This is a genomic window from Pseudomonas sp. TH08 (assembly GCF_016651275.1).
In the GTDB taxonomy this organism is placed as follows: domain Bacteria; phylum Pseudomonadota; class Gammaproteobacteria; order Pseudomonadales; family Pseudomonadaceae; genus Aquipseudomonas.
Genome location: NZ_JAEKEE010000002.1, coordinates 541544 through 563897, shown reverse-complemented (window position 1 = coordinate 563897; position 22354 = coordinate 541544). Strand labels below are relative to the sequence as shown.

The following is a 22354-nucleotide window of genomic DNA, read 5'->3' as shown; positions in this document are numbered from 1 at the left end:
ATCGCAGCAAAGGAACAAGTGGCCAGCGTAGCCGCTGCTCAGTCGCTGGGCAATCCAAGGCTGCCGAGATGGGCGATCAGGCGCTGCTGCAATTGATTGAGGTGCGGCAGGTTCAATTGGTGACGCGCGGCGACTTTGCAGGCGTGGCCCAATAGATAGCTGATTTCGGTGCGGCGCTGGTTGGCGACGTCCTGATACATCGATGAGTAATTGGCGGCCGTGGCCTGGATCACCCGTTCGACCTCCTGTTGCAGATTGTCGGCGGCGGCGGGCTGGCCGCAACGCTCGAGCAATTCGGCGAGTTCGGCGCACAACGTGGCGACTTCGCAGTGATGGTCCTGCAATCCGCCGTTGCGGCAATGGTGCAGCACGGTCAGCGGGTTGATCGCGCAGTTGAGTGCCAGCTTGCGCCATAGCCGGGTGAGGATGTCGGTGCTCCATTCGTGGGGGATTTTTGCGGCCTCCAGGTCATCCAGCCAGATGGGCGCAACCGGATGACCGGCATCGCCCAGCCAGGTGTAACCGTGGCCGGCGAACACCACGCGCCAGTCACCGTCGCGAAACGCGCCTTCGGTACTGGAGGCACTGATGCAGCGCGCCTGTGGCACTTGCATGGCCACGGCGTCCTGACTGCCCAGGCCGTTTTGCAGCAGGATCAGCTCGGCATCCGCCGCCAGGCGCGAGGCGAGGCGGGCGACGGCGTTTTCGGCGTCGTAGGCCTTGCAGGCTACCAGCAGACGACGGATCGGCTCGGGGCTGTCCGGGGTTTCGCCGGGAACTGCATAGGTGTTGGCCTGTCCGTTTTCTACGAGGGTCAATCCGCCTGCTGCCTTATAGCTGTGCAAGCGCATGGTATCGCGCACGATCAGCCTGACCGGCAGACCGGCGCGGGCCAGTCGCGTGGCCCACAGTGTGCCGAGGCTGCCGGCGCCGAGAACATGCCAGGTGGTGGACATCAGTTTTTTGCTCGTTTGATTGCAGGCATGTGCGGCTCGCCGTGTCGTCAGGAAAAGACCCGTTATAATGAGCCCGATTTTAACCGCAAGCCAAGCGCGCTCCATCCTCATTGAGCGCGCCTTTTTATTGGAGAGATTACATGCCGTCGTTCGACGTGGTATCCGAACTGGACAAACACGAACTCACCAACGCGGTCGAGAACGCCGTGAAGGAACTCGATCGTCGTTATGACCTGAAAGGCAAAGGCAGTTTCGAGTTCAAGGAAAAGGACCTGACCGTCAGTCTTACCGCTGAAGCCGGGTTCCAGCTGGAAGCGATGATCGAGATCCTCAAGCTGGCACTGGTCAAGCGCAAGATCGATGTCCAGTGCCTTGAGGTCAAGGATGCCTATGCATCGGGCAAGCTGATGAAGCAGGACGCCGTGCTCAAAGAAGGCATCGACAAGGAACTGGCGAAGAAAATCGTCGGCCACATCAAGGATGCCAAGCTCAAAGTACAGGCCGCCATTCAGGGCGAGCAAGTACGTGTGACCGGCAAGAAACGTGATGATCTGCAAGAAGCCATCGCGGCCCTGCGTGCCAAGGAATTCGGCATGCCACTGCAGTTCAACAACTTCCGCGACTAAGCTATCCGCGGCCCTGTGGGAGCGAGCCTGCTCGCGAAGGCGGCGTGTCAGTCAACCTTATTGCTGAATACACACGCCTTTCGCGAACAGGCGCGCTCCCACATTGCATTTATGTACAACCCGGCGGTTTTCTGCCGTTCATCTTTCGCGTGCCGAATGGCCGGAAATCAGGAGATAGAACATGGATTTGAATACTGAGGTAGACAACCTGGTCAAGGCGTCCCAGGCGTGGATACCGATGATCATGGAATACGGCAGCCGCGTGCTGCTGGCCGTGATCACTCTGGCCATCGGTTGGTGGTTGATCAACAAGGTCACGCAAAAGCTCGGTGGTCTGCTGGCCCTGCGTAACGCTGACCTGGCGCTGCAAGGCTTTATCAGCAGCCTGGCAAACATCATTCTCAAGGTGCTGCTGATCGTCAGCGTGGCGTCGATGATCGGCGTTGAAACCACCTCGTTCGTTGCTGCCATCGGTGCTGCCGGTCTGGCCATCGGTCTGGCATTGCAGGGCAGCCTGGCGAACTTCGCTGGCGGCGTGCTGATTCTGCTGTTCCGTCCATTCCGCATCGGTGACTGGATCGAAGCGCAAGGCGTATCGGGTACTGTCGACAGCATCCAGATTTTCCACACTGTGCTGCGTACTGGCGACAACAAGACCATCATCGTGCCGAACGGCAACCTGTCCAACGGCATCATCACCAACACCAACCGTCAGCCAACCCGCAAGGTTGTGTTCGATGTGGGTGTCGATTACGAAGCCGATCTGCAAAAGGCTCGTCAGGTGCTGCTGGATCTGGCCAAGGATGATCGCGTTCTGCAGGATCCTGCGCCACAAGCGGTGATTTCGACGCTGGGTGACAGTTCGATCACGGTTTCCCTGCGTGTCTGGGTTAAAACCGCCGACTATTGGGACGTGATGTTCATGTTTAACGAACAGTCGCGCGACCGCTTAAAAACGGCTGGTATTGATATCCCGTTTCCGCAGCGGGTGATTCGCGTAGTTCAGGAGTCGGCAGTAAAATGATAGGTTGCTAATTAATTGCCTGACTTGTTGGTCAGACAATTACTGCAAGTGACAGACAATAAAAAAGGCCCATCGCAAGATGGGCCTTTTTTATGCTTCCAAACTAACCACTGGCAATTACAAGATGTTCAGTGGGTATTCGGTGATCAGACGGAACTCTTTAACGTCGCCTTCGCCTTGGTCAGCGTTGGCAGTGTGCCAGGCTTGACGAATGCGGAAGGACAGGTCTTTAGCCGGGCCAGACTGAACAACGTATTTGGCTTCAAAGTTGGTTTCGTGGTGTTTACCGTCTTCACCGTACAGCGGTGCGCCGGTGTTGGTGCGGTATTGGCTGTTTGCAGCCAGACCGGTACCGTCGATGTCCCAACCTTTAACGTAACGAACCATGAAGCTCAGGCCTGGAACGCCGTACTCAGCCATTTTCAGGTCGTAACGGGCTTGAACCGATTTCTCGCCAGGACCGTTGAAGTCAGAGTACTGGATGGAGTTGGCGAGGAAGATCGAGTCGCCACCACGGTTGTTTTTACCCACACCGACGTAGTCGAACAGGGTGTCGCCGTTGACCTTCTGGAAGGCCAGGGTGAAGGTGTGTGCTTTCAGGAACGACAGCGCAGTTGCCAGGGAGAAGGCAGTGTTGCTGATGTCACCCGCCAGCTTGTCACCGGTGTCGGTGGTGCGGTAGATGTTGAAGTCAGTGTTCAGCGAAGTGTCACCACCGAATGGGGTGGTGAGGTTCACGTTGGCGTAGTACTGGTTCCAGATGTCTTCCAGTTTGGCGCCGTAGAGCGATGCGCTCAGGTTTTCGGTGATGGCATATTTGCCGCCGAAATAGTCGATCGAGTCAGCTTCTACGCCAGCGTAATTCGCGTACAGACCGCCGTTGCGGGCGTTCTTGTCCTGGCTGGTCGCCGAGTAGAAGTGACCGGCTTCGAGGTCAAGATCTTTGACTTCGCTGCTCTGCAGCTGGAAGCCGCTGGCAGTTTGCGGAATGATACGGGAGCCGCCGACAGCGAACACTGGAGCAGTGCTTGGCTGCTGGTCGCCGACTTTCAGCTCGGTTTTGGAAACGCGGAATTTGATGGCAGCGCCGGCTTTACCTTGGCTGTCATCGACATCGCGAGAACCATTCAGAGGATCAACGTGGTTGCTGCGGCTCATGTTGCCCGAACCGGAAGTACCGTCACCGCCGTCCAGTTTGAGAGCCAGGTAACCGAAAGCGTCGATACCTACGCCGACAGTACCTTGAGTGTAACCGGAGGTGAAGTTACCCAGGAAACCTTGGGTCCAGTCTTTCTGGTCAGCGCCACCGTTCTTGTTGTCGCGGTTGAAGTAGTAGTTCTTCAACGTCTCGGTGAGTTTCGCGTCTTCAACAAAGCCTTTGGCTTCAGACTGATCACTTACAAACGGGGCGGCCGTAGCCAACTGAGTACTGGCTGCTGCTGCTACAGCCAGGGCGATCATGCTCCACTTCATCACGCGCATCGTGATTTGCTCCTTTGGTTTTTAGAAGAGTACTGCCGTCCCACCTGTTTTATTATCTGGGCGGCTCTTTCTTTTTGTGTCGGCGCAAACTTATATCACGCAGACAATGTTGGCGATACTTGCGAATCTAACCTTTCACCTTCTTTACGACGCTGTCGCAGACGGTTGTGTAGATGTCGCAAATTCACAGTACCGATGCAATCGGGCCTACAACTTTCTCGCTGTTTTTTTAGCCGTTTGCATCGCTAAAAAAGAGTCCCTGGCAAAACACTTGAATCTCCATCGGGCAACCCTGCCACTGTTTTTGTTGGGCTTGAGGCATCCACATCGTGTGGTGCGCTTATAGTCCATATGTGTGCGAATGCAACAAGCGTGCACAAACCGCAATGTCGCTGCGGTTATTTTTCTGCACAGCGCGTGTTACCTGTAAAAACCTCATAAATACGGGGCGCAAAGCCCATTTTTACAAGGGCTTGACGCCATTCCTGCAATGGTGTTGCCACGGCGTCAGCCGCACGCGACAGCCAAAAACGTTACCGGTTCACCCCAGGAGTGAGTATTCGGCGGATGCTTCGACGCATGAGCGTAGACGCACTGTGCGGTTTTGGTGCAAAAAAAATCGCACGCTGTCCTGTAATCACACAGCTTGGTGAGTGGGCTATCTCGAACGCATCAGCGTTTTTCGGTCATTTGCGGGTGTTCATTGCCTTTCTCGGGTCTTTGTTGGTGCGGCGTGTCGGTAAATGTCACATGTCGGGGCGCGCGGTGAATGACGAGAGGGCACTGCTGTCGTGAAGGCTGGCGTAATCGCAGGTATGCTGCCGGTCTGTCGCTTGGTGCAACGTCCTGCGGGATGGCCGCTAAGCTCACTATGTCGATCAGCCGGAGTGCACGCAGTGTTTGCTTTAGATTCACGACTTCAACAGGACACGCTGGTTATCGGCGACTTCCCGCTCTGCCGGCTATTGCTGTCCAACGACGCCAACTACCCGTGGTTCATCCTGGTGCCACGCCGCGACGATATCAGCGAGTTGTTTCAGTTGGATGTCGCCGATCAGCAGCAGTTGTGGCTGGAAACCACCGCAATGGCGGAGTTGCTCAAGGATCTGTTCGACGCTGACAAAATGAACGTCGCGACGCTGGGTAACGTGGTCAGCCAGATGCACATGCATGTGATCGTGCGTAAACGGGATGACGCCGCCTGGCCGGCGCCGGTCTGGGGCAAGCACCCGGCCAAGCCTTACAGCGCCGAGCAAGCAGCGGCCATTCGCGAGCGGTTGCGTCTGGTGTTGACCGAAGACTTCACGTTTCTGGAGGGCTGAAGCATGAGCCTGGAACAACGCGTTATGGATCTGGAAAGCCGTCTGGCGTTTCAGGATGACACTATTCAGGCGTTGAACGACGTGCTGGTCGCGCAGCAGCGTGTGGTTGATCGTCTGCAATTGCAGATGGCGGCATTGCTCAAGCGTCAGGAGGAAATGGTCGGGCAGTTCGAGTCGTTCGAAGAAGAAGCGCCACCGCCGCACTATTAAGGAGCCGTTTGCTTTAATAGAAATTGAGGGCAATAAAAAACCGCGAACAGCCAGGCTGTTCGCGGTTTTTTATTGCCTCGGATCAGCGACGCGGCAGAGCGGCGATCACGTCCTCGGCTTGCAGGCCTTTGTCTCGGTTCATCACCGAGAATTCCACGCGCTGGCCTTCGACCAGAACGCGGTGGCCTTCGCCACGGATTGCACGAAAGTGCACGAAAATATCATCGCCGGAATCGCGCGAGATAAAGCCGAAGCCTTTGGAGGTGTTGAACCACTTGACGGTGCCGGTATCGCGGTTGGTCATGTCGTAGCTGGTTGGCGCGGCAGCCGGTGAAGATCGATAGAAGCTGACAGCCAGGTGCAGGATAACGGCAACCAGCGCAATCACCAGGCTGAACAACACAGCTGGCTGGCCGGCGATGACAGGCATCGGCGCGATCAGGGTCAAGGTTTGCAGGACGACAGTCAGCACCAGAAGCGCGCTGACCAGATTTTGCAGATGCTGACGCGGGCCTTTGTTCCAGTAAGGAATCACTGGAGCGATGACCAGGTTCAGCAGGCCGAAAAAGGCCAGGTAGAGTGCGTCGGGTTGTTGCAGGTAGGGAACGGCTTCGGATTTCAAGCTGGGTATGAACGACAGCAGCAAGGCCGCTGCGCCCATTAGCAGGTGGACGATTTTCAACATTTTAATTGGCTCACGTTTATGACGGCTCACAAGGAAGAGCTGAAGGCGTACGGTTCGCTTCACAACAAAATAAAGAGGCGGTAGGCACGTACACGGCATCAGCCTATGCGCAACACCCCGGAAAATTGGGCATGGCGACACACTGCCTATTTAACAGCAAAGCCTGCAGCGACTCAAATCAGCCCGGCCAGTGGCAAGGTGCCGGTCGATTTGTCGCAGCCTGTGTGCGTGATCGGGGCTGCGAGGTGTCGACAGCCTTGCTAGAGTGGGTCTGCACCTTTGGATGAATTCAATCGCCGTTAGGGGGTAAAACATGGCAATCGATATCGGTATCAGTGAAGAGGATCGCAAGTCCATCGTTGAAGGGCTGTCGCGTCTGCTGTCGGACACCTACGTGCTGTATTTGAAAACCCACAACTTCCACTGGAACGTTACCGGGCCGATGTTCCGCACGCTGCACTTGATGTTCGAAGAGCAATACAACGAACTGGCGCTTGCCGTGGATTTGATCGCCGAGCGCATTCGCGCCCTCGGTTTCCCGGCGCCGGGTGCCTATGCCACCTACGCGCGTCTTTCTTCTATTAAGGAAGAGGAGGGCGTACCGGCTGCCGAGGACATGATCAAGCAACTGGTTGCCGGTCAGGAAGCGGTGACCCGCACGGCTCGCGGTATCTTCCCGTTGCTCGACAAAGTCAGCGATGAGCCCACCGCCGACCTGCTGACCCAGCGTATGCAAGTGCATGAAAAAACCGCGTGGATGCTGCGCGCGCTGCTGGAAGCATGACCCAGCCGCGCGGGCATCTCGACCAGGTGCTCGCGCGCTGTCCAGACTCTTACCTGTTTCGTTGGCTTATCCTACGTTGATGGTCAATAAGTCATCTGGATATAACTTTGCGTCTGCGGTTTTATGAAGTCACAGGATGTGGCTTCAAATAACCCGCAGAGATGGCAAAGGAGTGTCACCGAAATGGAAGATGCAGACAGGCGAAACGACAGGATTGTCGGGCCGCCACAGGAATTTATCGTCGGCCCGTTCATCAACGAGTTCGACATGGCATTGGTCCGACCGCTGTCGCGATCCGTGCGTTTGAATGGTTATGCAACCTGCCTGCGGCTCGAGCAGGTGTACTGGAATATCCTTGGCAACATGGCGCGCAATAACTGCTGTTCGATCAGCTCGCTGTTGTCCCACGTTGATCGCCAGGTGCAATTGCGCCACGGTGGCGTGAAAAACTTCAGCGCGCTGGTGCGGGTGGTCTGCGTGATGAACGAGGGCAGGGAGGTGACGCCAGCGCCTGCGCTTTGAACAACAGCGGTTGCAGGCAAGGTGTCGGACTGTGCAGTGTTACGGCTGCACAGCCCGCATTTAATGGATATAATCCCGCCCTTTCGCCGCAAAGCCCTGCGCGCGGTGGCAATCTGATCGCCGAGACACCCCCATGCCGATGTACGATTACCAATGCGCTTCCTGTGGTCATCAGTTGGAAGCCATTCAAAAGATCAGCGAGTCACCGCTGGTCGACTGCCCTGCCTGCCAGGCGCCAGAGTTGAAGAAACAACTGTCGATGCCAGGCTTTCGCCTCAGTGGCGGCGGTTGGTACGAAACCGATTTCAAGACCGGCGCCAAGAAGAATCTGGCCGGTGGCGACAAATCTGACTAGGGTTCAACCCCAGGTTGAACGACACGCGTGAGTTTCCGCATTGCTTGAGAGCAACGGGATCTCCACCGAATATCGAATGACGAGAAGCGAACCATTATCATGATGCGCAGCCACTATTGCGGCCAACTGAACGAAAGCCTGGAAGGCCAGGAAATTACCCTTTGCGGATGGGTTCACCGTCGTCGCGACCACGGCGGGGTGATTTTCCTCGATATCCGTGATCGTGATGGTCTGGCCCAAGTGGTATTCGATCCGGATCGCGCCGAAAGCTTCGCCGCTGCCGATCGCGTGCGCAGTGAATACGTGGTGAAGATCACCGGCAAGGTACGTCTGCGTCCGGCCGGTGCGACCAACGCCAACATGGCGTCGGGCATGATCGAAGTGCTGGGCTACGAGCTGGAAGTGCTGAACGAGTCGGAAACCCCGCCGTTCCCACTGAACGAATTCTCCGACGTCGGCGAAGAAACCCGTCTGCGCTATCGTTTCCTCGACCTGCGTCGTCCGGAAATGGCCGAGAAGCTGCGTCTGCGTTCGCGCATGACCACCAGCATCCGTCGCTTCCTCGACGAAAACGGCTTCCTCGACGTTGAAACGCCGATCCTGACCCGTGCCACCCCTGAAGGTGCGCGTGACTATCTGGTGCCAAGCCGTACCCACGCCGGTTCGTTCTTCGCCCTGCCGCAATCGCCGCAACTGTTCAAACAACTGCTGATGGTTGCCGGTTTCGACCGTTACTACCAGATCGCCAAGTGCTTCCGTGACGAAGACTTGCGTGCCGACCGTCAGCCTGAATTCACCCAGATCGACATCGAGACCAGCTTCCTCGATGAAAAAGAGATCATGGGCCTGACCGAGCAAATGATCCGCAACCTGTTCAAGGAAGTGCTGGATCTGGAATTCGGCGAGTTCCCGCACATGACCTTCGAAGAAGCCATGCGCCGTTACGGTTCCGACAAGCCAGACCTGCGTATTCCGCTGGAGCTGGTCGACGTTGCCGATCAACTCAAAGAAGTTGATTTCAAGGTGTTCAGCGGCCCGGCCAACGACCCGAAATGCCGCATCGCCGCACTGCGCGTTCCAGGCGGGGCGAGCATGCCGCGCAAGCAGATCGACGACTACACCAAGTTCGTCGGCATCTACGGTGCCAAGGGCCTGGCATACATCAAGGTCAACGAGCGCGCAGCCGGTGTTGACGGTCTGCAATCGCCGATCGTGAAAAACATCCCGCTGGACAACCTCAATGCCATCCTTGATCGCGTTGGCGCAGTTGACGGCGACATCGTGTTCTTCGGCGCCGACAAGGCCAAGATCGTCAGCGAAGCCTTGGGCGCGCTGCGCATCAAGCTCGGTCACGACCTCAACCTGCTGACCTGCAAATGGGCACCAATGTGGGTTGTCGACTTCCCGATGTTCGAAGAAAACGACGACGGCAGCTTCTCCGCGCTGCACCACCCGTTCACCGCGCCGAAGTGCTCGCCAGAAGAGCTGGAGGCCAACCCGGCCGGCGCTCTGTCCCGTGCCTACGACATGGTGCTGAACGGCACTGAGCTGGGTGGCGGTTCGATCCGTATTCACCGCAAGGAAATGCAGCAAGCGGTATTCCGCCTGCTGGGCATCAACGAAGCGGAACAGGAAGAGAAATTCGGCTTCCTGCTCGACGCGCTGAAGTACGGTGCACCGCCACACGGTGGTCTGGCTTTCGGTCTGGACCGTCTGGTGATGCTGATGACCGGCGCTCAGTCGATCCGTGAAGTGATCGCCTTCCCGAAAACCCAGAGTGCTGCTGACGTGATGACGCAAGCGCCGGGTGTGGTGGATGCCAAGGCACTGCGCGAGCTGCACATTCGTTTGCGCGAAACGCCAAAGGCTGAGTAAGACGGGCCTGAAGGCGCATCTTCGGATGCGCCTTTTTTCTTTCTAGAGAGCAGGTCGAGATTTTTTGTTTGCTGGCCGCTGCATGAGCAGGGCGGGCAACGTTTCAAAGAGAATTCGGAGCGAGTTATGGCAGGTCATTCCAAGTGGGCGAACATCAAGCACCGCAAAGAACGTCAGGATGCCAAGAGAGGCAAGATCTTCACCAAGTGGATTCGTGAGCTGACCGTTGCGGCCCGTCAGGGCGGCGGCGATCCGGGCTCCAACCCGCGTCTGCGTCTGGCCCTCGACAAGGCGTTGAGCGCCAACATGAGCCGCGACATCATCGACCGCGCCGTTGCGCGCGGCGCCGGTGCCACCGAAGCGGACAACGTTGAAGAGCTGACCTACGAAGGGTACGGCCCGGGCGGCGTGGCGGTGATGGTCGAGTGCATGACCGACAACCGCAACCGTACTGCGGCAGCCGTACGCCATGCGTTCAGCAAGTGCGGGGGCAACCTCGGCACCGACGGTTCAGTGGCGTACCTGTTCGAGCGCAAAGGCCAGATCAGCTTCGCGCCGGGCGTCGATGAAGACGCACTGACCGAGGCTGCACTGGAAGCCGACGCCGATGACGTGGTCACTCACGAAGACGGTTCGATTGACGTGTTTACCTCGTTCACCAGTTTCTACGCGGTGCGTAACGCGCTGGAAGCCGCCGGGTTCAAAGGTGATGACGCGGAAATCGTCATGCAGCCGACCACCAGTGCCGAACTGGATCTGGAAGGTGCAGAGAAGGTACTCAAGCTGATCGACATGCTTGAAGACCTGGATGACGTGCAGAACGTTTATTCCAACGCGGACATTCCTGAAGACGTGGCCGCTCAGCTCGGTTGAGAGCGACTAGTCTTCAATGTGGGAGCGAGCCTGCTCGCGAAGGCGGATTTTCAGGCAACATTGTTGCCAATGATGAAACCGCTTTCGCGAGCAGGCTCGCTCCCACATTTGTTATGGGTTGAATTGAAAACCGTGCTTTTACCGAATCTGCAGGCGTTATGACTTTAATTCTTGGTATCGACCCCGGCTCGCGCATCACCGGTTACGGGATTGTTCGTGATACCGGGCGTGGCGGCTGCATTTATGTGGCCTCTGGCTGCATCCGCACCGGCGCAGGCGAATTGCATGAGCGTTTGCAAATTGTTTATCGCGGCGTGCGTGAGATCATCCAGACTTATGGCCCGGTGACCATGGGCATCGAAAAGGTGTTCATGGCGAAAAATGCCGATTCGGCGCTGAAGCTGGGGCAGGCTCGTGGCGCTGCGATTGTCGCTGGCGCTGAAGAGAGCCTGGAGATCGCCGAATACACCGCCACTCAGGTCAAGCAGGCCGTGGTGGGCACCGGCGCCGCCAATAAAGAACAAGTGCAGATGATGGTCATGCACATGCTCAAGCTGACCAGCAAACCGCAGATCGATGCCTCCGACGCCCTGGCCATCGCCATTTGTCACGCGCACACCCGTTCCAGTCTGCTACCGCATGGCTTGGGCACTGCACGCAGTCGTGGCGGGCGCTTGCGTCTCTGATAGCATCAGCATCAATTTTCCTGAAAGCGGATTTTTGCGCCTGGGTCGTCGGCCCTTGATCCGCCTTTCGACAGTCGCCAGCCCACGGCTGGCCAACGCTCAAGGATCTGAAACGTGATTGGACGCTTGCGCGGCACTCTGGCTGAGAAACAGCCGCCGCACCTGATTCTCGATGTAAACGGCCTCGGGTATGAGCTGGAAGTGCCCATGACCACGCTTTATCGTCTGCCGTCGGTCGGTGAACCACTGACCCTGCACACCCATTTGGTCGTACGCGAAGACGCGCAGTTACTCTATGGTTTTGCCGGCAAGCGTGAGCGAGACTTTTTTCGCGAGTTGATCCGTCTCAATGGTGTCGGGCCGAAATTGGCGCTGGCATTGATGTCGAGCCTGGAGGTCGACGAACTGATCCGCTGCGTACAGTCCCAGGACACCTCGGCCCTGACCAAGGTGCCGGGCGTCGGCAAGAAAACTGCCGAGCGTTTGCTGGTCGAACTGAAAGATCGCTTCAAGGCCTGGGAAACCTCGCCGGCCATGTTTGCCCTGGTACCGAATCAGCCCGACGGCCCGGCGCCGGTCAACACCGCCGAGAACGATGCAGTGAGTGCGCTGATTTCCCTGGGCTACAAGCCGCAGGAAGCGAGCAAGGCGATTACCGCCATCAAGGACAAGAATTTGAGCAGTGAAGACCTGATCCGCCGCGCCCTGAAGGGAATGATTTAAGTGATTGAAGCTGATCGTCTGATCGCCGCTGCGCACAGCCCGCGCGAGCGCGAAGAAGTCCAGGACCGCGCCATTCGCCCGGTCAGTCTGGCCGACTACATTGGCCAGCCGACCGTGCGCGAACAGATGGAACTGTTCATCCAGGCCGCCCGTGGCCGTAGTGAATCCCTCGATCACACGCTGATCTTCGGCCCGCCGGGGTTGGGTAAAACCACGCTGGCCAACATCATTGCCCAGGAAATGGGCGTGTCGATCAAGAGCACCTCGGGCCCGGTGCTGGAACGTCCGGGCGATCTGGCCGCACTGCTGACCAACCTTGAACCGCACGATGTGCTGTTTATCGACGAAATCCATCGTCTGTCGCCAATCGTTGAAGAAGTGCTGTACCCGGCGATGGAAGATTTCCAGCTCGACATCATGATCGGCGAAGGGCCAGCAGCGCGCTCGATCAAGCTCGATCTGCCACCTTTCACCCTGGTGGGGGCGACCACTCGCGCCGGTATGCTGACCAATCCGTTGCGTGACCGCTTTGGTATCGTCCAGCGTCTTGAGTTCTATAGCACTGCCGATCTGGCGACGATTGTCAGTCGGTCGGCGGCTATCCTTGGTCTGCCGCTGGATCCGGAGGGTTCTTTCGAAATCGCTCGGCGCGCCCGTGGTACGCCGCGAATCGCCAATCGTCTGCTGCGCCGCGTGCGCGATTTTGCCGAAGTACGCGCCAACGGCCATATCACCAAATCGGTGGCTGACCTGGCGTTGAACCTGCTGGATGTCGACGAACACGGTTTCGATCATCAGGACCGGCGGCTGCTGCTGACCATGATCGAGAAGTTTGATGGCGGCCCGGTGGGCATCGACAGTCTTGCTGCTGCAATCAGCGAAGAGCGTCACACCATTGAAGATGTGCTGGAGCCGTACCTGATTCAACAGGGTTACATCATGCGCACGCCACGGGGCAGGGTGGTGACGCGGCATGCGTATTTGCATTTCGGTTTAAACATTCCGTCACGAATGGGTGAGATGCCCGTGGTAGACGAGTTTCTCGATGCCGTGGAAGATTGATACACATTTTTTGGCGATTTATTCAGGGTTTGTACTGTCAGACGACGGTACTTTTGCAGTAAAGCCCTGAAACCATGAAAAACAGTTGCCTGGCCGGATTGGCAACCCGAGGAGTAAGCACTAGAGTATGCGCGCGCAAAACGGGCTTGAGCCGTTCGCACATCGTTGTCGCGTTTATTACGAGGACACCGATGCGGGCGGCATCGTGTATTACGTTAATTACCTCAAGTTTATGGAACGGGCTCGAACCGAGCGGCTCCGCGAGCTGGGCTTTGCCCAATCGCAGCTGGCCGGGGAGGATCTGTTGTTCGTCGTGCACTCCAGCGAAGCGCGTTACCACGCGCCGGCGCGACTGGACGACGAATTGCTGGTAAGCGCTGATGTAATCGAATTGAACCGGGTCAGCCTGCGCTTCAAACAGCAGGTCAGGCGGGCAACGGATAATGTGCTGCTCTGTGAAGGGCAGTTTTTGGTGGCCTGTGTGCGCACTAACAGTTTGAAACCCCGGGCCCTTCCCGAAGACTTGCGTGCGGCCTTTGCCGACGCGGTCGGCCCGGGTACACACTCAAAGCAGGAGATAAAGCGTGGAAGCTAACGTCGTCGACCATTCCTCCATGTGGAGCCTGGTCAGCAATGCCAGCATCGTGGTGCAGTTGGTAATGTTGACCCTGGTGGCCGCATCGGTGACCTCATGGATCATGATCTTTCAGCGCAGCAATCTGCTGCGCGCCGGTCGACGCGCCCTGGAGAGCTTCGAAGAGCGCTTCTGGTCGGGTATCGACCTGTCCAAGCTGTACCGTCAGGCGGGCAGCAACCCGGACCCGGATTCGGGCGTGGAGCAGATCTTCCGTGCCGGTTTCAAAGAGTTCTCCCGTCTGCGTCAGCAGCCAGGTGTTGATCCTGAAGCGGTGATGGAAGGCGTGGCTCGTGCCATGCGCGTTGCCATCTCCCGTGAAGAAGAGAAGCTGGAGCAGAGCCTGCCGTTCCTCGCCACCGTTGGTTCGGTCAGCCCGTACATCGGTCTGTTCGGTACCGTATGGGGCATCATGAACTCCTTCCGCGGCCTGGCCAGCGCCCAACAAGCGACCCTCGCCACCGTGGCACCGGGTATCGCCGAAGCCCTGATCGCCACCGCGATCGGTCTGTTCGCCGCGATCCCTGCGGTCATCGCTTACAACCGTTTCGCTGCTCGCAGCGAAACCTTGCTGGGCCGCTACTACACCTTCGCCGATGAATTCCAGGCGATCCTGCACCGCAAAGTGCACACCAGCGAAGAATAAGCAGGTAATTTCCAATGGCTTTAATCGCTCGAGCTCGCAAAAAGCGCAAGCCGGTCGCCGAGATGAACGTGGTGCCTTACATCGACGTGATGTTGGTACTGCTGGTCATCTTCATGGTGACCGCGCCGATGCTCAATCAGGGCGTGAAAGTTGATCTGCCCAAGGTTTCCAGCGAAGCCTTGCCGCAGGACAATAACACCCAGGTCCTGACCATTTCGATCAAGGCTGACAAGACCTACTACTGGAACCTTGGCAGCGAAGTCGACACCGAGAAGCAACAGGACAGGGCCATGACCCTGCCGCAAATGACCGATGCGGTGACCAAGATCATTCGTGCCGGCACCGAAGGCGGCAAGCGTACCCAGGTCTTCATCCGCGGTGACAAAACCGTCGACTATGGTTCCGTCATGGGCGCCATGGGCGGGTTGCAGAAAGCCGGGGTCGGTAATGTTGGTTTGATTACCGAGGCCCCCTGATGCAGCAACAGCGAGAGCCGTCCGCCTCGGAAAGCTACTTCTGGCCTAGTGTTCTGGCAATTGTCCTGCACGTGCTGGTGTTCGGCATGCTGTTCGTCAGTTTTGCCTTTACACCAGAGCTGCCGCCGGCCAAACCGATTGTCCAGGCGACCTTGTACCAGCTGAAATCGAAAAGTCAGGCAACCACCCAGACCAATCAGAAGATTGCGGGTGAGGCGAAGAAATCCGCCGCGCGCCAGACCGAAGTCGAGCAGATGGAACAGAAAAAGGTCGAGCAGGAAGAGATCAAGGCCGCTGCGGAACAAAAGAAAGAAGAAGCGGCTCAAAAAGCCGAGGAAGCCAAGAAGGCCGATGAGGCTAAAAAAGCGGACGAAGCGAAAAAGGCGGATGACGCCAAGAAAGCCGACGACGCGAAAAAAGCCGAAGCCAAGAAGGCCGAAGAGAAACAATTGGCTGATATAGCCAAGAAGAAGGCTGAAGAAGAGGCTAAGGAAGAGGCCAAGAAAGAGGCCGCTGAAGAAGCCAAGAAGAAGATCGTCGAAGACGCGAAGAAGAAAGCCGCCGAAGACGCCAAGAAGAAAGCTGAAGCTGAAGAGGCGAAAAAGAAAGTCGCCGAAGATGCGAAGAAGAAAGCTGCTGCCGATGCTGCGAAGAAGAAAGCGCAGGATGCGGCACGTAAATCGACCGAAGACAAAAAGGCTCAGGCCTTGGCCGACTTGCTTTCCGACACGCCGCAGCGCCAGCAGGCCTTGGCTGATGAGCAGGGTGACGAAGTCGCGGGCAGTTTCGATGACCTGATTCGTGCGCGAGCAGCGGAAGGTTGGGCTCGTCCACCTTCGGCACGCAAAGGCATGACGGTCGTGCTGCAAATCGGCATGTTGCCGGACGGTACGGTGACTTCGGTCAGCGTCTCCAAGTCCAGTGGCGACGGTCCGTTCGATGCGTCGGCAGTCGCGGCAGTGAAGAATATTGGACGTTTGACAGAAATGCAGGGAATGAAGCCGAGCGATTTCGCTCCGTATCGTTCATTCAAGATGACATTCACACCTGAGGATCTAGCCTTGTGAGAAACCTTCTTCGAGGAATGCTGGTCGTGATCTGCTGCATGGCAGGGATCGCGATGGCTGATGAAAAGAACATTCTGGTCACCAGCGGCAGCGATCGGGCTACTCCGATCGCCGTTGTACCGTTCGGTATGCAGGGCGGTGCCGTGCTGCCGGACGACATGGCTGAAATCATTGGTAACGATTTGCGTAACTCGGGCTACTACTCGCCGATTCCCAAGCAAAACATGATCAGCCAGCCAAGCCAGCCGAGCGAAATCATCTTCCGTGACTGGAAGGCGGTGGGTGCTCAATACATGATGGTCGGCAGCATCGCTCCAGCGGGCGGTCGCCTGCAGGTGCAGTGGGCACTGTTCAACGTGGCCACCGAACAGAAAGTGGCAGACGGCAGTGTTTCCGGGACCACCGAGCAATTGCGCGACATGGCGCACTTCATCTCCGACCAGTCGTTCCAGAAGCTGACCGGTATCGAAGGTGCGTTCTCGACGCGTCTGCTGTACGTGACGGCTGAGCGCTTCTCCGAGAAGAACACTCGCTACACCCTGCAGCGTTCGGACTACGACGGTGCTCGCGCAGTGACTCTGTTGCAATCGCGCGAGCCGATCCTGTCGCCGCGTTTCGCGCCGGATGGCAAGCGCATCGCCTACGTGTCGTTCGAGCAAAAGCGTCCGCGCATCTTCATGCAGAACATCGACACCGGTCGCCGTGAGCAGATCACCAACTTCGAAGGCCTGAATGGCGCTCCAGCCTGGTCGCCGAACGGTGATCGCCTGGCGTTCGTGCTGTCGAAAGACGGTAACCCGGACATTTACGTGATGAACCTGGCCTCGCGTCAGATCAACCGCGTTACCGCAGGTCCTGGCATTAATACCGAACCGTACTGGGGCAAGGATGGTTCGACCATCTACTTCACGTCGGACCGTGGCGGCAAGCCGCAAATCTACAAAACCAGCGCCAGTGGCGGCGGTGCGGAGCGAGTGACCTTCATTGGTAACTACAACGCCAACCCGAAACTGTCGGCTGATGAAAAGACTTTGGTGATGATTCATCGTCAGGATGGCTTCACCAATTTCAAGGTGGCAGCCCAGGATCTGCAGCGAGGTAGTGTAAAGATCCTCACTGATAGCACTCTGGACGAGTCACCTACTGTTGCGCCCAACGGCACCATGGTAATCTACGCCACCCGCCAACAGGGCCGGGGAGTCTTGATGCTCGTGTCCATTAATGGACGCGTTAGGCTCCCGCTTCCTACCGCTCAAGGCGAAGTCAGAGAACCGTCCTGGTCCCCTTACCTGAAGTGAGCGGGCGCTACACGTTTTACTTAACACACTGGGGTTCATTAGGAGTTTCACGATGGAAATGCTGAAGTTTGGTAAATTTGCTGCGCTGGCTCTGGCCATGGCTGTAGCTGTAGGTTGCTCGTCCAAAGGCGGCGACAACGCCGGTGAAGGCGCTGTTGATCCAAACGCTGGTTACGGCGCAAACACTGGTGCCGTTGACGGTTCCCTGAGCGAAGAAGCTGCTCTGCGCGCAATCACCACCTTCTACTTCGAATACGACAGCTCGGACCTGAAGCCAGAAGCCATGCGCGCTCTGGACGTTCACGCCAAAGACCTGAAAGCAAACGGCGCTCGCGTTGTTCTGGAAGGCAACACCGACGAACGTGGTACTCGTGAGTACAACATGGCACTGGGCGAGCGTCGTGCGAAAGCCGTTCAACGCTACCTGGTACTGCAAGGTGTTTCCCCAGCTCAGCTGGAACTGGTTTCCTACGGCGAAGAGCGTCCAGTTGCTACCGGCAACGACGAGCAGTCCTGGGCTCAAAACCGTCGCGTCGAACTGCGTAAGTAATTCGATATGCGAACGTGCCGTCGTGCTGTAACTGTTCTGGCTCTCAGCCTCGCGCCGCTTGCGGCGTGGGCTGCGGTTCCTGTGGTCGATGACAACTCCGGTTATAACAATAGCGGGAGCAGTTATCCGCCTGCAGGTTACGGTACGAACGGCGCCTATGCCGGGGGAGCGGCTTCGGCCCCTGCCTCGGCACAAGGCATGCTGTTCAACCAATTGCAACAGATGCAGGATCAGATATCGCGCCAGCAAGGTGTGATTGAAGAGCTGCAAAATCAGGTTGCGCGCATGAAACAGGAGTCCCTGGAGCGATACCAGGATCTTGATCGGCGCATAGGATCCGGTGGTGCTGCACCTGCCGCGACTCCTGAGAATTCTTCTGCCGGTGGCGACGCAAGTGCTGCTGCCGGTGCTGCCGCTGGGGCCGGTGCTGCTGCAGTCCAGGCACCCGCTGCAGGTAGCGAACCGGCTGATCCGGCGAAAGAGAAGCTCTATTACGATGCTGCTTTCGACTTGATCAAAGCCAAGGATTTCGACAAGGCCAGCCAGGCTTTCGCCGCTTTCCTGCGCAAATACCCAAACAGCCAATACGCGGGCAACGCCCAGTACTGGTTGGGTGAAGTGAACCTGGCAAAAGGCGATCTGCAAGGTGCAGGTCAGGCGTTTGCCAAGGTTTCGCAGCTGTATCCCAAACACGCCAAAGTGCCGGATTCGCTGTACAAGCTGGCTGATGTAGAGCGCCGCCTCGGTCACACCGACAAGGTCAAAGGCATTCTGCAACAAGTGGTTTCCCAATATCCGGGTACCTCCGCTGCTCAGTTGGCCCAACGCGATCTGCAACGCATGTAAACGTGTTTGACCCGTTTGGAAGAAACCCGCGCTAGTCGCGGGTTTTTTCGTTAGAATTCACGCCCTTTTTCTGAAACACGCTTCTTGTGATCCACGCGTTGGCGGGTTTGCCTGAAGTGCCTGACGGAGGCGGACAGCCTGTTTAGCTGTTACGCCCGTGGCGACTATGCAAGACACATTGAGAATTACCGAAGTTTTCTACTCTTTGCAGGGGGAAACGCGGACTGCCGGGCTGCCCACTGTTTTTGTGCGCCTGACCGGTTGCCCATTGCGTTGCCAATACTGCGACAGTGCCTATGCGTTTAGTGGCGGTACGATCCGCACCCTCGACGACATCCTCGAACAAGTGGCCGGATTTCGTCCGCGCTACGTCTGCGTTACCGGCGGTGAGCCGCTGGCCCAGCCGAACGCCATTCCTTTGCTTAAACAGTTGTGTGATGCCGGTTACGAGGTCTCGCTGGAAACCAGCGGTGCTCTCGACATCTCGGCCGTGGATCCGCGTGTCAGTCGCGTCGTCGATCTGAAAACCCCGGATTCGAAAGAAGCTCATCGCAACCGCTACGAGAACATTGAACTGCTGACCCCCAACGATCAGGTGAAGTTTGTGATCTGCTCGCGGGACGACTACGACTGGGCTGTTTCCAAGTTGATCCAGTACGGTCTCGAGCGCCGTGCTGGTGAAGTGCTGTTCTCCCCAAGCCACCACGACCTCAATGCTCGCGATCTGGCGGACTGGGTGGTGGCGGACAACCTGCCGGTTCGCCTGCAATTGCAGCTGCATAAATATCTTTGGAATGACGAGCCGGGGCGCTGATATGACTGAACAACTGAACACCACTGAAAAACGTGCAGTCATCCTGCTGTCCGGCGGCCTCGATTCGGCCACTGTTGTGGCCATGGCTCGCGCCGAGGGCTATAGCTGCTACACCATGAGCTTTGATTACGGTCAGCGCTCGCATGCTGAGCTGCACGCTGCTGCGCGCGTCGCTCGCGATCTGGGCGTGGTCGAGCACAAAGTCATTGGCCTCAACCTGAACGGCATGGGCGGCTCGGCGCTGACTGACAGCAGCATCGACATCCCGGAAGAGCTGGGCGAAGGCATCCCGGTCACTTACGTGCCAGCGCGCAACACAGTGTTCTTGTCTCTGGCGTTGGGCTGGGCTGAAGTGCTCGGCGCTCGCGACATCTTTATTGGTGTGAACGCCGTGGACTATTCCGGTTACCCGGATTGCCGTCCCGAGTTCATCGAGTCGTTCGAGCGCATGGCCAACCTGGCGACCAAGGCCGGCGTTGAAGGCAATGGCTTTCGCATTCAGGCGCCGTTGCAGAACCTGAGCAAGGCGCAAATCGTTCAGGCCGGCGTGAAGCTTGGCGTTGATTACGGGCTCACCGTTTCCTGCTATCAGGCCGACGATGACGGCCGTGCCTGCGGTAAATGCGACAGCTGCCGCCTGCGCGCAGAAGGCTTTGCGGCGGCGGGTGTGAGCGATCCAACAGCTTATTTTTGATTATTTTCAAAAAGGTGTTGAATAGTCCTTAAAAATCAGTATTATACGCGCCACCACACAGCGGGTCGTTAGCTCAGTTGGTAGAGCAGTTGGCTTTTAACCAATTGGTCGTAGGTTCGAATCCCACACGACCCACCATTTTTGGCGGTTTAGAAAATCCGGAAGGCCCACGAAAGTGAGGATTTCCGGGTTTTTTTTTGCCTGCAATTCAGGCACCGCTTCTGTCATCGTTGCCTGCGCTGACACAGGTCAGAATCATCTTTTGTATCAACGGGATATTCTGTAGCCTTGCGCAGCTTCAACGCTGTCCGTGCCTGATAAAACTCACTCTCCCGGCGGTACCCTCAAGTGGTCCGGAGCCGGGTGTATACTCGACTTTCGCGCGAAAGCGCCTGCAGGTCTTGCGAACATGACGCAGATTTCCGAACGCCTTCTGGTTCAAGCCCACCTCGATGCCAAACAGCCCAAACCGCTGACTGCCGAGGAAGAGGCTTATTACCGTTCTGCCATCGCCGCCGAGCTCAAGGCTCAGGACGCGGTGCTGGTGGCCCACTTTTATTGCGATCCGGTGATTCAGGCGCTGGCCGAAGAAACCGGCGGCTGTGTGTCCGACTCCCTCGAAATGGCGCGCTTCGGCAACGCTCACCCGGCGAAGACCGTGGTGGTTGCCGGCGTGAAGTTCATGGGCGAAACCGCGAAGATTCTCAATCCTGAAAAACGTGTACTGATGCCGACCCTCGACGCGACCTGCTCGCTGGACCTGGGTTGCCCGGTGGACGAGTTTTCAGCGTTCTGCGATCAGCACCCGGAGCGCACAGTGGTGGTCTACGCCAACACTTCTGCTGCCGTGAAGGCGCGGGCTGACTGGGTGGTGACATCAAGCTGCGCGCTGGAGATCGTCGAAAGCCTGATGGACAACGGCGAGACGATCATCTGGGGACCGGACAAGCACCTGGGCACCTACATTCAGCGCAAGACCGGCGCCGACATGCTGCTCTGGGACGGTGCCTGCATCGTCCACGAAGAGTTCAAGTCCAAGCAGCTCGAAGACATGAAGGCGCTGTACCCGGACGCCGCCATTCTGGTGCACCCGGAGTCGCCGACCTCAGTGATCGAGTTGGCGGACGCCGTCGGCTCCACCAGCCAGTTGATCGCTGCCGCGCAATCGCTGCCGAACAAGACCCTGATCGTCGCCACTGACCGTGGCATCTTCTACAAGATGCAGCAGCTGTGCCCCGACAAGGTCTTCATTGAGGCGCCAACGGCCGGTAACGGCGCAGCGTGCCGTAGTTGCGCACATTGCCCGTGGATGGCCATGAACACCCTTGAGCGCACGCTGAGGAGCTTGAAGGAAGGGACGAACGAGATCTTTGTGGATCCGGCGTTGATTCCGCAGGCGATTCGGCCTTTGAAGCGCATGCTGGACTTTACGCAAGCAGCGCGGATGAAGCTGGCCGGTAACGCCTGAGATCTAAACGCAGACACAATCCCTGTGGGAGCGAGCCTGCTCGCGAAAGCGGTGTACCAGTCACCATTGAAATTGACTGATACGACGCCTTCGCGAGCAGGCTCGCTCCCACATTGGTATTCGGTGTCTGGAAGTTACTTGATTTTCTTCGGGATTCGTACGACGCGTGTATCGGAATAGATGTCGTGCCACGTGCGCTTCTGCTTGTCATACAGCGACCAGAAGAATCCAAGCCCTGCACACAGCCACGATGCAATCGACACCATAAAGCGCAGCAGCGCCTGCCACAGGCTGATTGCGCTGCCATCGGCGTTCTGCACGCGAATGCCCCACACCTGCATGCCCAGCGTCTGCCCGCCATGGGTCCAGAACTTGGCGAAGAAGGCGAACAGCACCAATAGCAATACCGTCGAGTACAGCGGATCGCCATCAAGTTTGCCGGCATCGGTCATCACCCGCAGTCGCTCTTCGCCAATGATTGCTGCCTGGATGAGCTTGTAGATGAAGCCGGTCACGATCAGCAGGGCGGTGCACAACAGGAAGTCATAGAACATTGCTGCCAGACGACGCCCAAGGCCGACGGTGGGAAAGTCGCCTTGCGGGGTGAGCAGGTTTTTCGACATGGCAGCCTCTGGACGCAAAATGAAGCGCCATTTTACGGATTCGCGCGCACAAA

26 protein-coding genes and 1 tRNA gene are annotated in these 22354 nt (G+C 57.6%); 23 read left to right on the top strand and 4 right to left on the bottom strand.

The features are described from left to right. Positions 1 to 38: 38 nt before the first annotated feature. Positions 39 to 956 (bottom strand): putative 2-dehydropantoate 2-reductase, encoded by a 918-nt coding sequence (locus JFT91_RS12290; RefSeq protein WP_201228262.1) that lies wholly within the window; start codon positions 954 to 956, stop codon positions 39 to 41. A 140-nt stretch (positions 957 to 1096) separates the two neighbouring features. Here JFT91_RS12290 and JFT91_RS12285 point away from each other — a divergent pair, with 140 nt between their 5' ends. Continuing rightward, positions 1097 to 1582, top strand: coding sequence for a YajQ family cyclic di-GMP-binding protein (locus tag JFT91_RS12285; protein WP_007912755.1), 486 nt, complete (start codon positions 1097 to 1099; stop codon positions 1580 to 1582). Between the two features lie 181 nt (positions 1583 to 1763). Next, on the top strand, positions 1764 to 2606 hold the full coding sequence (locus tag JFT91_RS12280) for a mechanosensitive ion channel family protein (protein ID WP_201232509.1): 843 nt from the start codon (positions 1764 to 1766) through the stop codon (positions 2604 to 2606). Between the two features lie 117 nt (positions 2607 to 2723). Here JFT91_RS12280 and JFT91_RS12275 read toward each other — a convergent pair whose 3' ends face one another. After that, complete coding sequence (locus JFT91_RS12275) at positions 2724 to 4088, bottom strand: OprD family porin (RefSeq protein WP_201232508.1); 1365 nt, start codon at positions 4086 to 4088, stop codon at positions 2724 to 2726. 896 nt (positions 4089 to 4984) lie between these two features. Between JFT91_RS12275 and JFT91_RS12270 the strand changes: the two genes are divergently transcribed. Continuing rightward, on the top strand, positions 4985 to 5410 hold the full coding sequence (locus JFT91_RS12270; RefSeq protein ID WP_201228261.1) for an HIT domain-containing protein: 426 nt from the start codon (positions 4985 to 4987) through the stop codon (positions 5408 to 5410). Positions 5411 to 5413: 3 nt separating this feature from the next. Beyond that, entirely contained in the window at positions 5414 to 5620 is a 207-nt protein-coding gene (locus JFT91_RS12265) for a SlyX family protein (protein ID WP_201228260.1), read from the top strand. An 82-nt stretch (positions 5621 to 5702) separates the two neighbouring features. Here JFT91_RS12265 and JFT91_RS29865 read toward each other — a convergent pair whose 3' ends face one another. Next, positions 5703 to 6305, bottom strand: a complete 603-nt coding sequence (locus tag JFT91_RS29865) for a cold-shock protein (RefSeq protein WP_122589597.1) — start codon at positions 6303 to 6305, stop codon at positions 5703 to 5705. A gap of 313 nt (positions 6306 to 6618) precedes the next feature. Here JFT91_RS29865 and JFT91_RS12255 point away from each other — a divergent pair, with 313 nt between their 5' ends. From JFT91_RS12255 to nadA, 19 genes are all read left to right on the top strand, one after another. Further along, entirely contained in the window at positions 6619 to 7089 is a 471-nt protein-coding gene (locus tag JFT91_RS12255) for a Dps family protein (protein ID WP_201228259.1), read from the top strand. Between the two features lie 183 nt (positions 7090 to 7272). Next, positions 7273 to 7611: a ribbon-helix-helix domain-containing protein gene (locus JFT91_RS12250; RefSeq protein ID WP_201228258.1), complete on the top strand. Its 339-nt coding sequence runs from the start codon at positions 7273 to 7275 to the stop codon at positions 7609 to 7611. A 133-nt stretch (positions 7612 to 7744) separates the two neighbouring features. Next, positions 7745 to 7966: an FmdB family zinc ribbon protein gene (locus JFT91_RS12245; protein ID WP_201149061.1), complete on the top strand. Its 222-nt coding sequence runs from the start codon at positions 7745 to 7747 to the stop codon at positions 7964 to 7966. A 99-nt stretch (positions 7967 to 8065) separates the two neighbouring features. Continuing rightward, entirely contained in the window at positions 8066 to 9841 is a 1776-nt protein-coding gene (aspS, locus tag JFT91_RS12240; protein WP_201228257.1) for an aspartate--tRNA ligase, read from the top strand. Between the two features lie 126 nt (positions 9842 to 9967). Continuing rightward, positions 9968 to 10714, top strand: a complete 747-nt coding sequence (locus JFT91_RS12235; protein ID WP_034153419.1) for a YebC/PmpR family DNA-binding transcriptional regulator — start codon at positions 9968 to 9970, stop codon at positions 10712 to 10714. Positions 10715 to 10872: 158 nt separating this feature from the next. Beyond that, positions 10873 to 11400: a crossover junction endodeoxyribonuclease RuvC gene (ruvC, locus tag JFT91_RS12230; protein WP_007951206.1), complete on the top strand. Its 528-nt coding sequence runs from the start codon at positions 10873 to 10875 to the stop codon at positions 11398 to 11400. Positions 11401 to 11514: 114 nt separating this feature from the next. Next, a complete protein-coding gene (ruvA, locus tag JFT91_RS12225) occupies positions 11515 to 12123 on the top strand; it encodes a Holliday junction branch migration protein RuvA (protein WP_003227522.1) in 609 nt (202 codons plus the stop codon). Beyond that, complete coding sequence (ruvB, locus tag JFT91_RS12220; RefSeq protein WP_201232507.1) at positions 12124 to 13185, top strand: Holliday junction branch migration DNA helicase RuvB; 1062 nt, start codon at positions 12124 to 12126, stop codon at positions 13183 to 13185. Positions 13186 to 13312: 127 nt separating this feature from the next. Next, a complete protein-coding gene (gene ybgC / locus JFT91_RS12215; protein WP_007912735.1) occupies positions 13313 to 13780 on the top strand; it encodes a tol-pal system-associated acyl-CoA thioesterase in 468 nt (155 codons plus the stop codon). Then, entirely contained in the window at positions 13770 to 14465 is a 696-nt protein-coding gene (tolQ, locus tag JFT91_RS12210; RefSeq protein ID WP_008080223.1) for a protein TolQ, read from the top strand. The genes ybgC and tolQ overlap by 11 nt, the downstream gene beginning before the upstream one ends. A 23-nt stretch (positions 14466 to 14488) precedes the next feature. After that, on the top strand, positions 14489 to 14941 hold the full coding sequence (gene tolR / locus JFT91_RS12205) for a protein TolR (protein ID WP_161806672.1): 453 nt from the start codon (positions 14489 to 14491) through the stop codon (positions 14939 to 14941). Further along, positions 14941 to 16008, top strand: a complete 1068-nt coding sequence (tolA, locus tag JFT91_RS12200; protein ID WP_201232506.1) for a cell envelope integrity protein TolA — start codon at positions 14941 to 14943, stop codon at positions 16006 to 16008. Before tolR ends, tolA begins: the two co-directional genes overlap by 1 nt. 17 nt (positions 16009 to 16025) lie before the next feature. Next, the gene (gene tolB, locus JFT91_RS12195; RefSeq protein WP_201232640.1) at positions 16026 to 17306 is read left to right on the top strand and encodes a Tol-Pal system beta propeller repeat protein TolB; all 1281 of its coding nucleotides are present in this window, start codon (positions 16026 to 16028) and stop codon (positions 17304 to 17306) included. Positions 17307 to 17358: 52 nt separating this feature from the next. Next, entirely contained in the window at positions 17359 to 17856 is a 498-nt protein-coding gene (gene pal, locus JFT91_RS12190; RefSeq protein ID WP_003178634.1) for a peptidoglycan-associated lipoprotein Pal, read from the top strand. Positions 17857 to 17862: 6 nt separating this feature from the next. Beyond that, on the top strand, positions 17863 to 18702 hold the full coding sequence (gene ybgF, locus JFT91_RS12185) for a tol-pal system protein YbgF (protein ID WP_201232505.1): 840 nt from the start codon (positions 17863 to 17865) through the stop codon (positions 18700 to 18702). Between the two features lie 166 nt (positions 18703 to 18868). After that, complete coding sequence (gene queE / locus JFT91_RS12180) at positions 18869 to 19516, top strand: 7-carboxy-7-deazaguanine synthase QueE (protein WP_201228254.1); 648 nt, start codon at positions 18869 to 18871, stop codon at positions 19514 to 19516. Position 19517: 1 nt separating this feature from the next. Next, on the top strand, positions 19518 to 20210 hold the full coding sequence (gene queC / locus JFT91_RS12175; protein WP_201228253.1) for a 7-cyano-7-deazaguanine synthase QueC: 693 nt from the start codon (positions 19518 to 19520) through the stop codon (positions 20208 to 20210). A 62-nt stretch (positions 20211 to 20272) separates the two neighbouring features. Beyond that, positions 20273 to 20348: transfer RNA gene (locus JFT91_RS12170), tRNA-Lys, on the top strand. Between the two features lie 271 nt (positions 20349 to 20619). After that, positions 20620 to 21678, top strand: coding sequence for a quinolinate synthase NadA (nadA, locus tag JFT91_RS12165; protein WP_201228252.1), 1059 nt, complete (start codon positions 20620 to 20622; stop codon positions 21676 to 21678). Positions 21679 to 21812: 134 nt separating this feature from the next. Here nadA and JFT91_RS12160 read toward each other — a convergent pair whose 3' ends face one another. Next, positions 21813 to 22301 (bottom strand): RDD family protein, encoded by a 489-nt coding sequence (locus JFT91_RS12160; protein ID WP_201228251.1) that lies wholly within the window; start codon positions 22299 to 22301, stop codon positions 21813 to 21815. Positions 22302 to 22354: the final 53 nt, after the last annotated feature.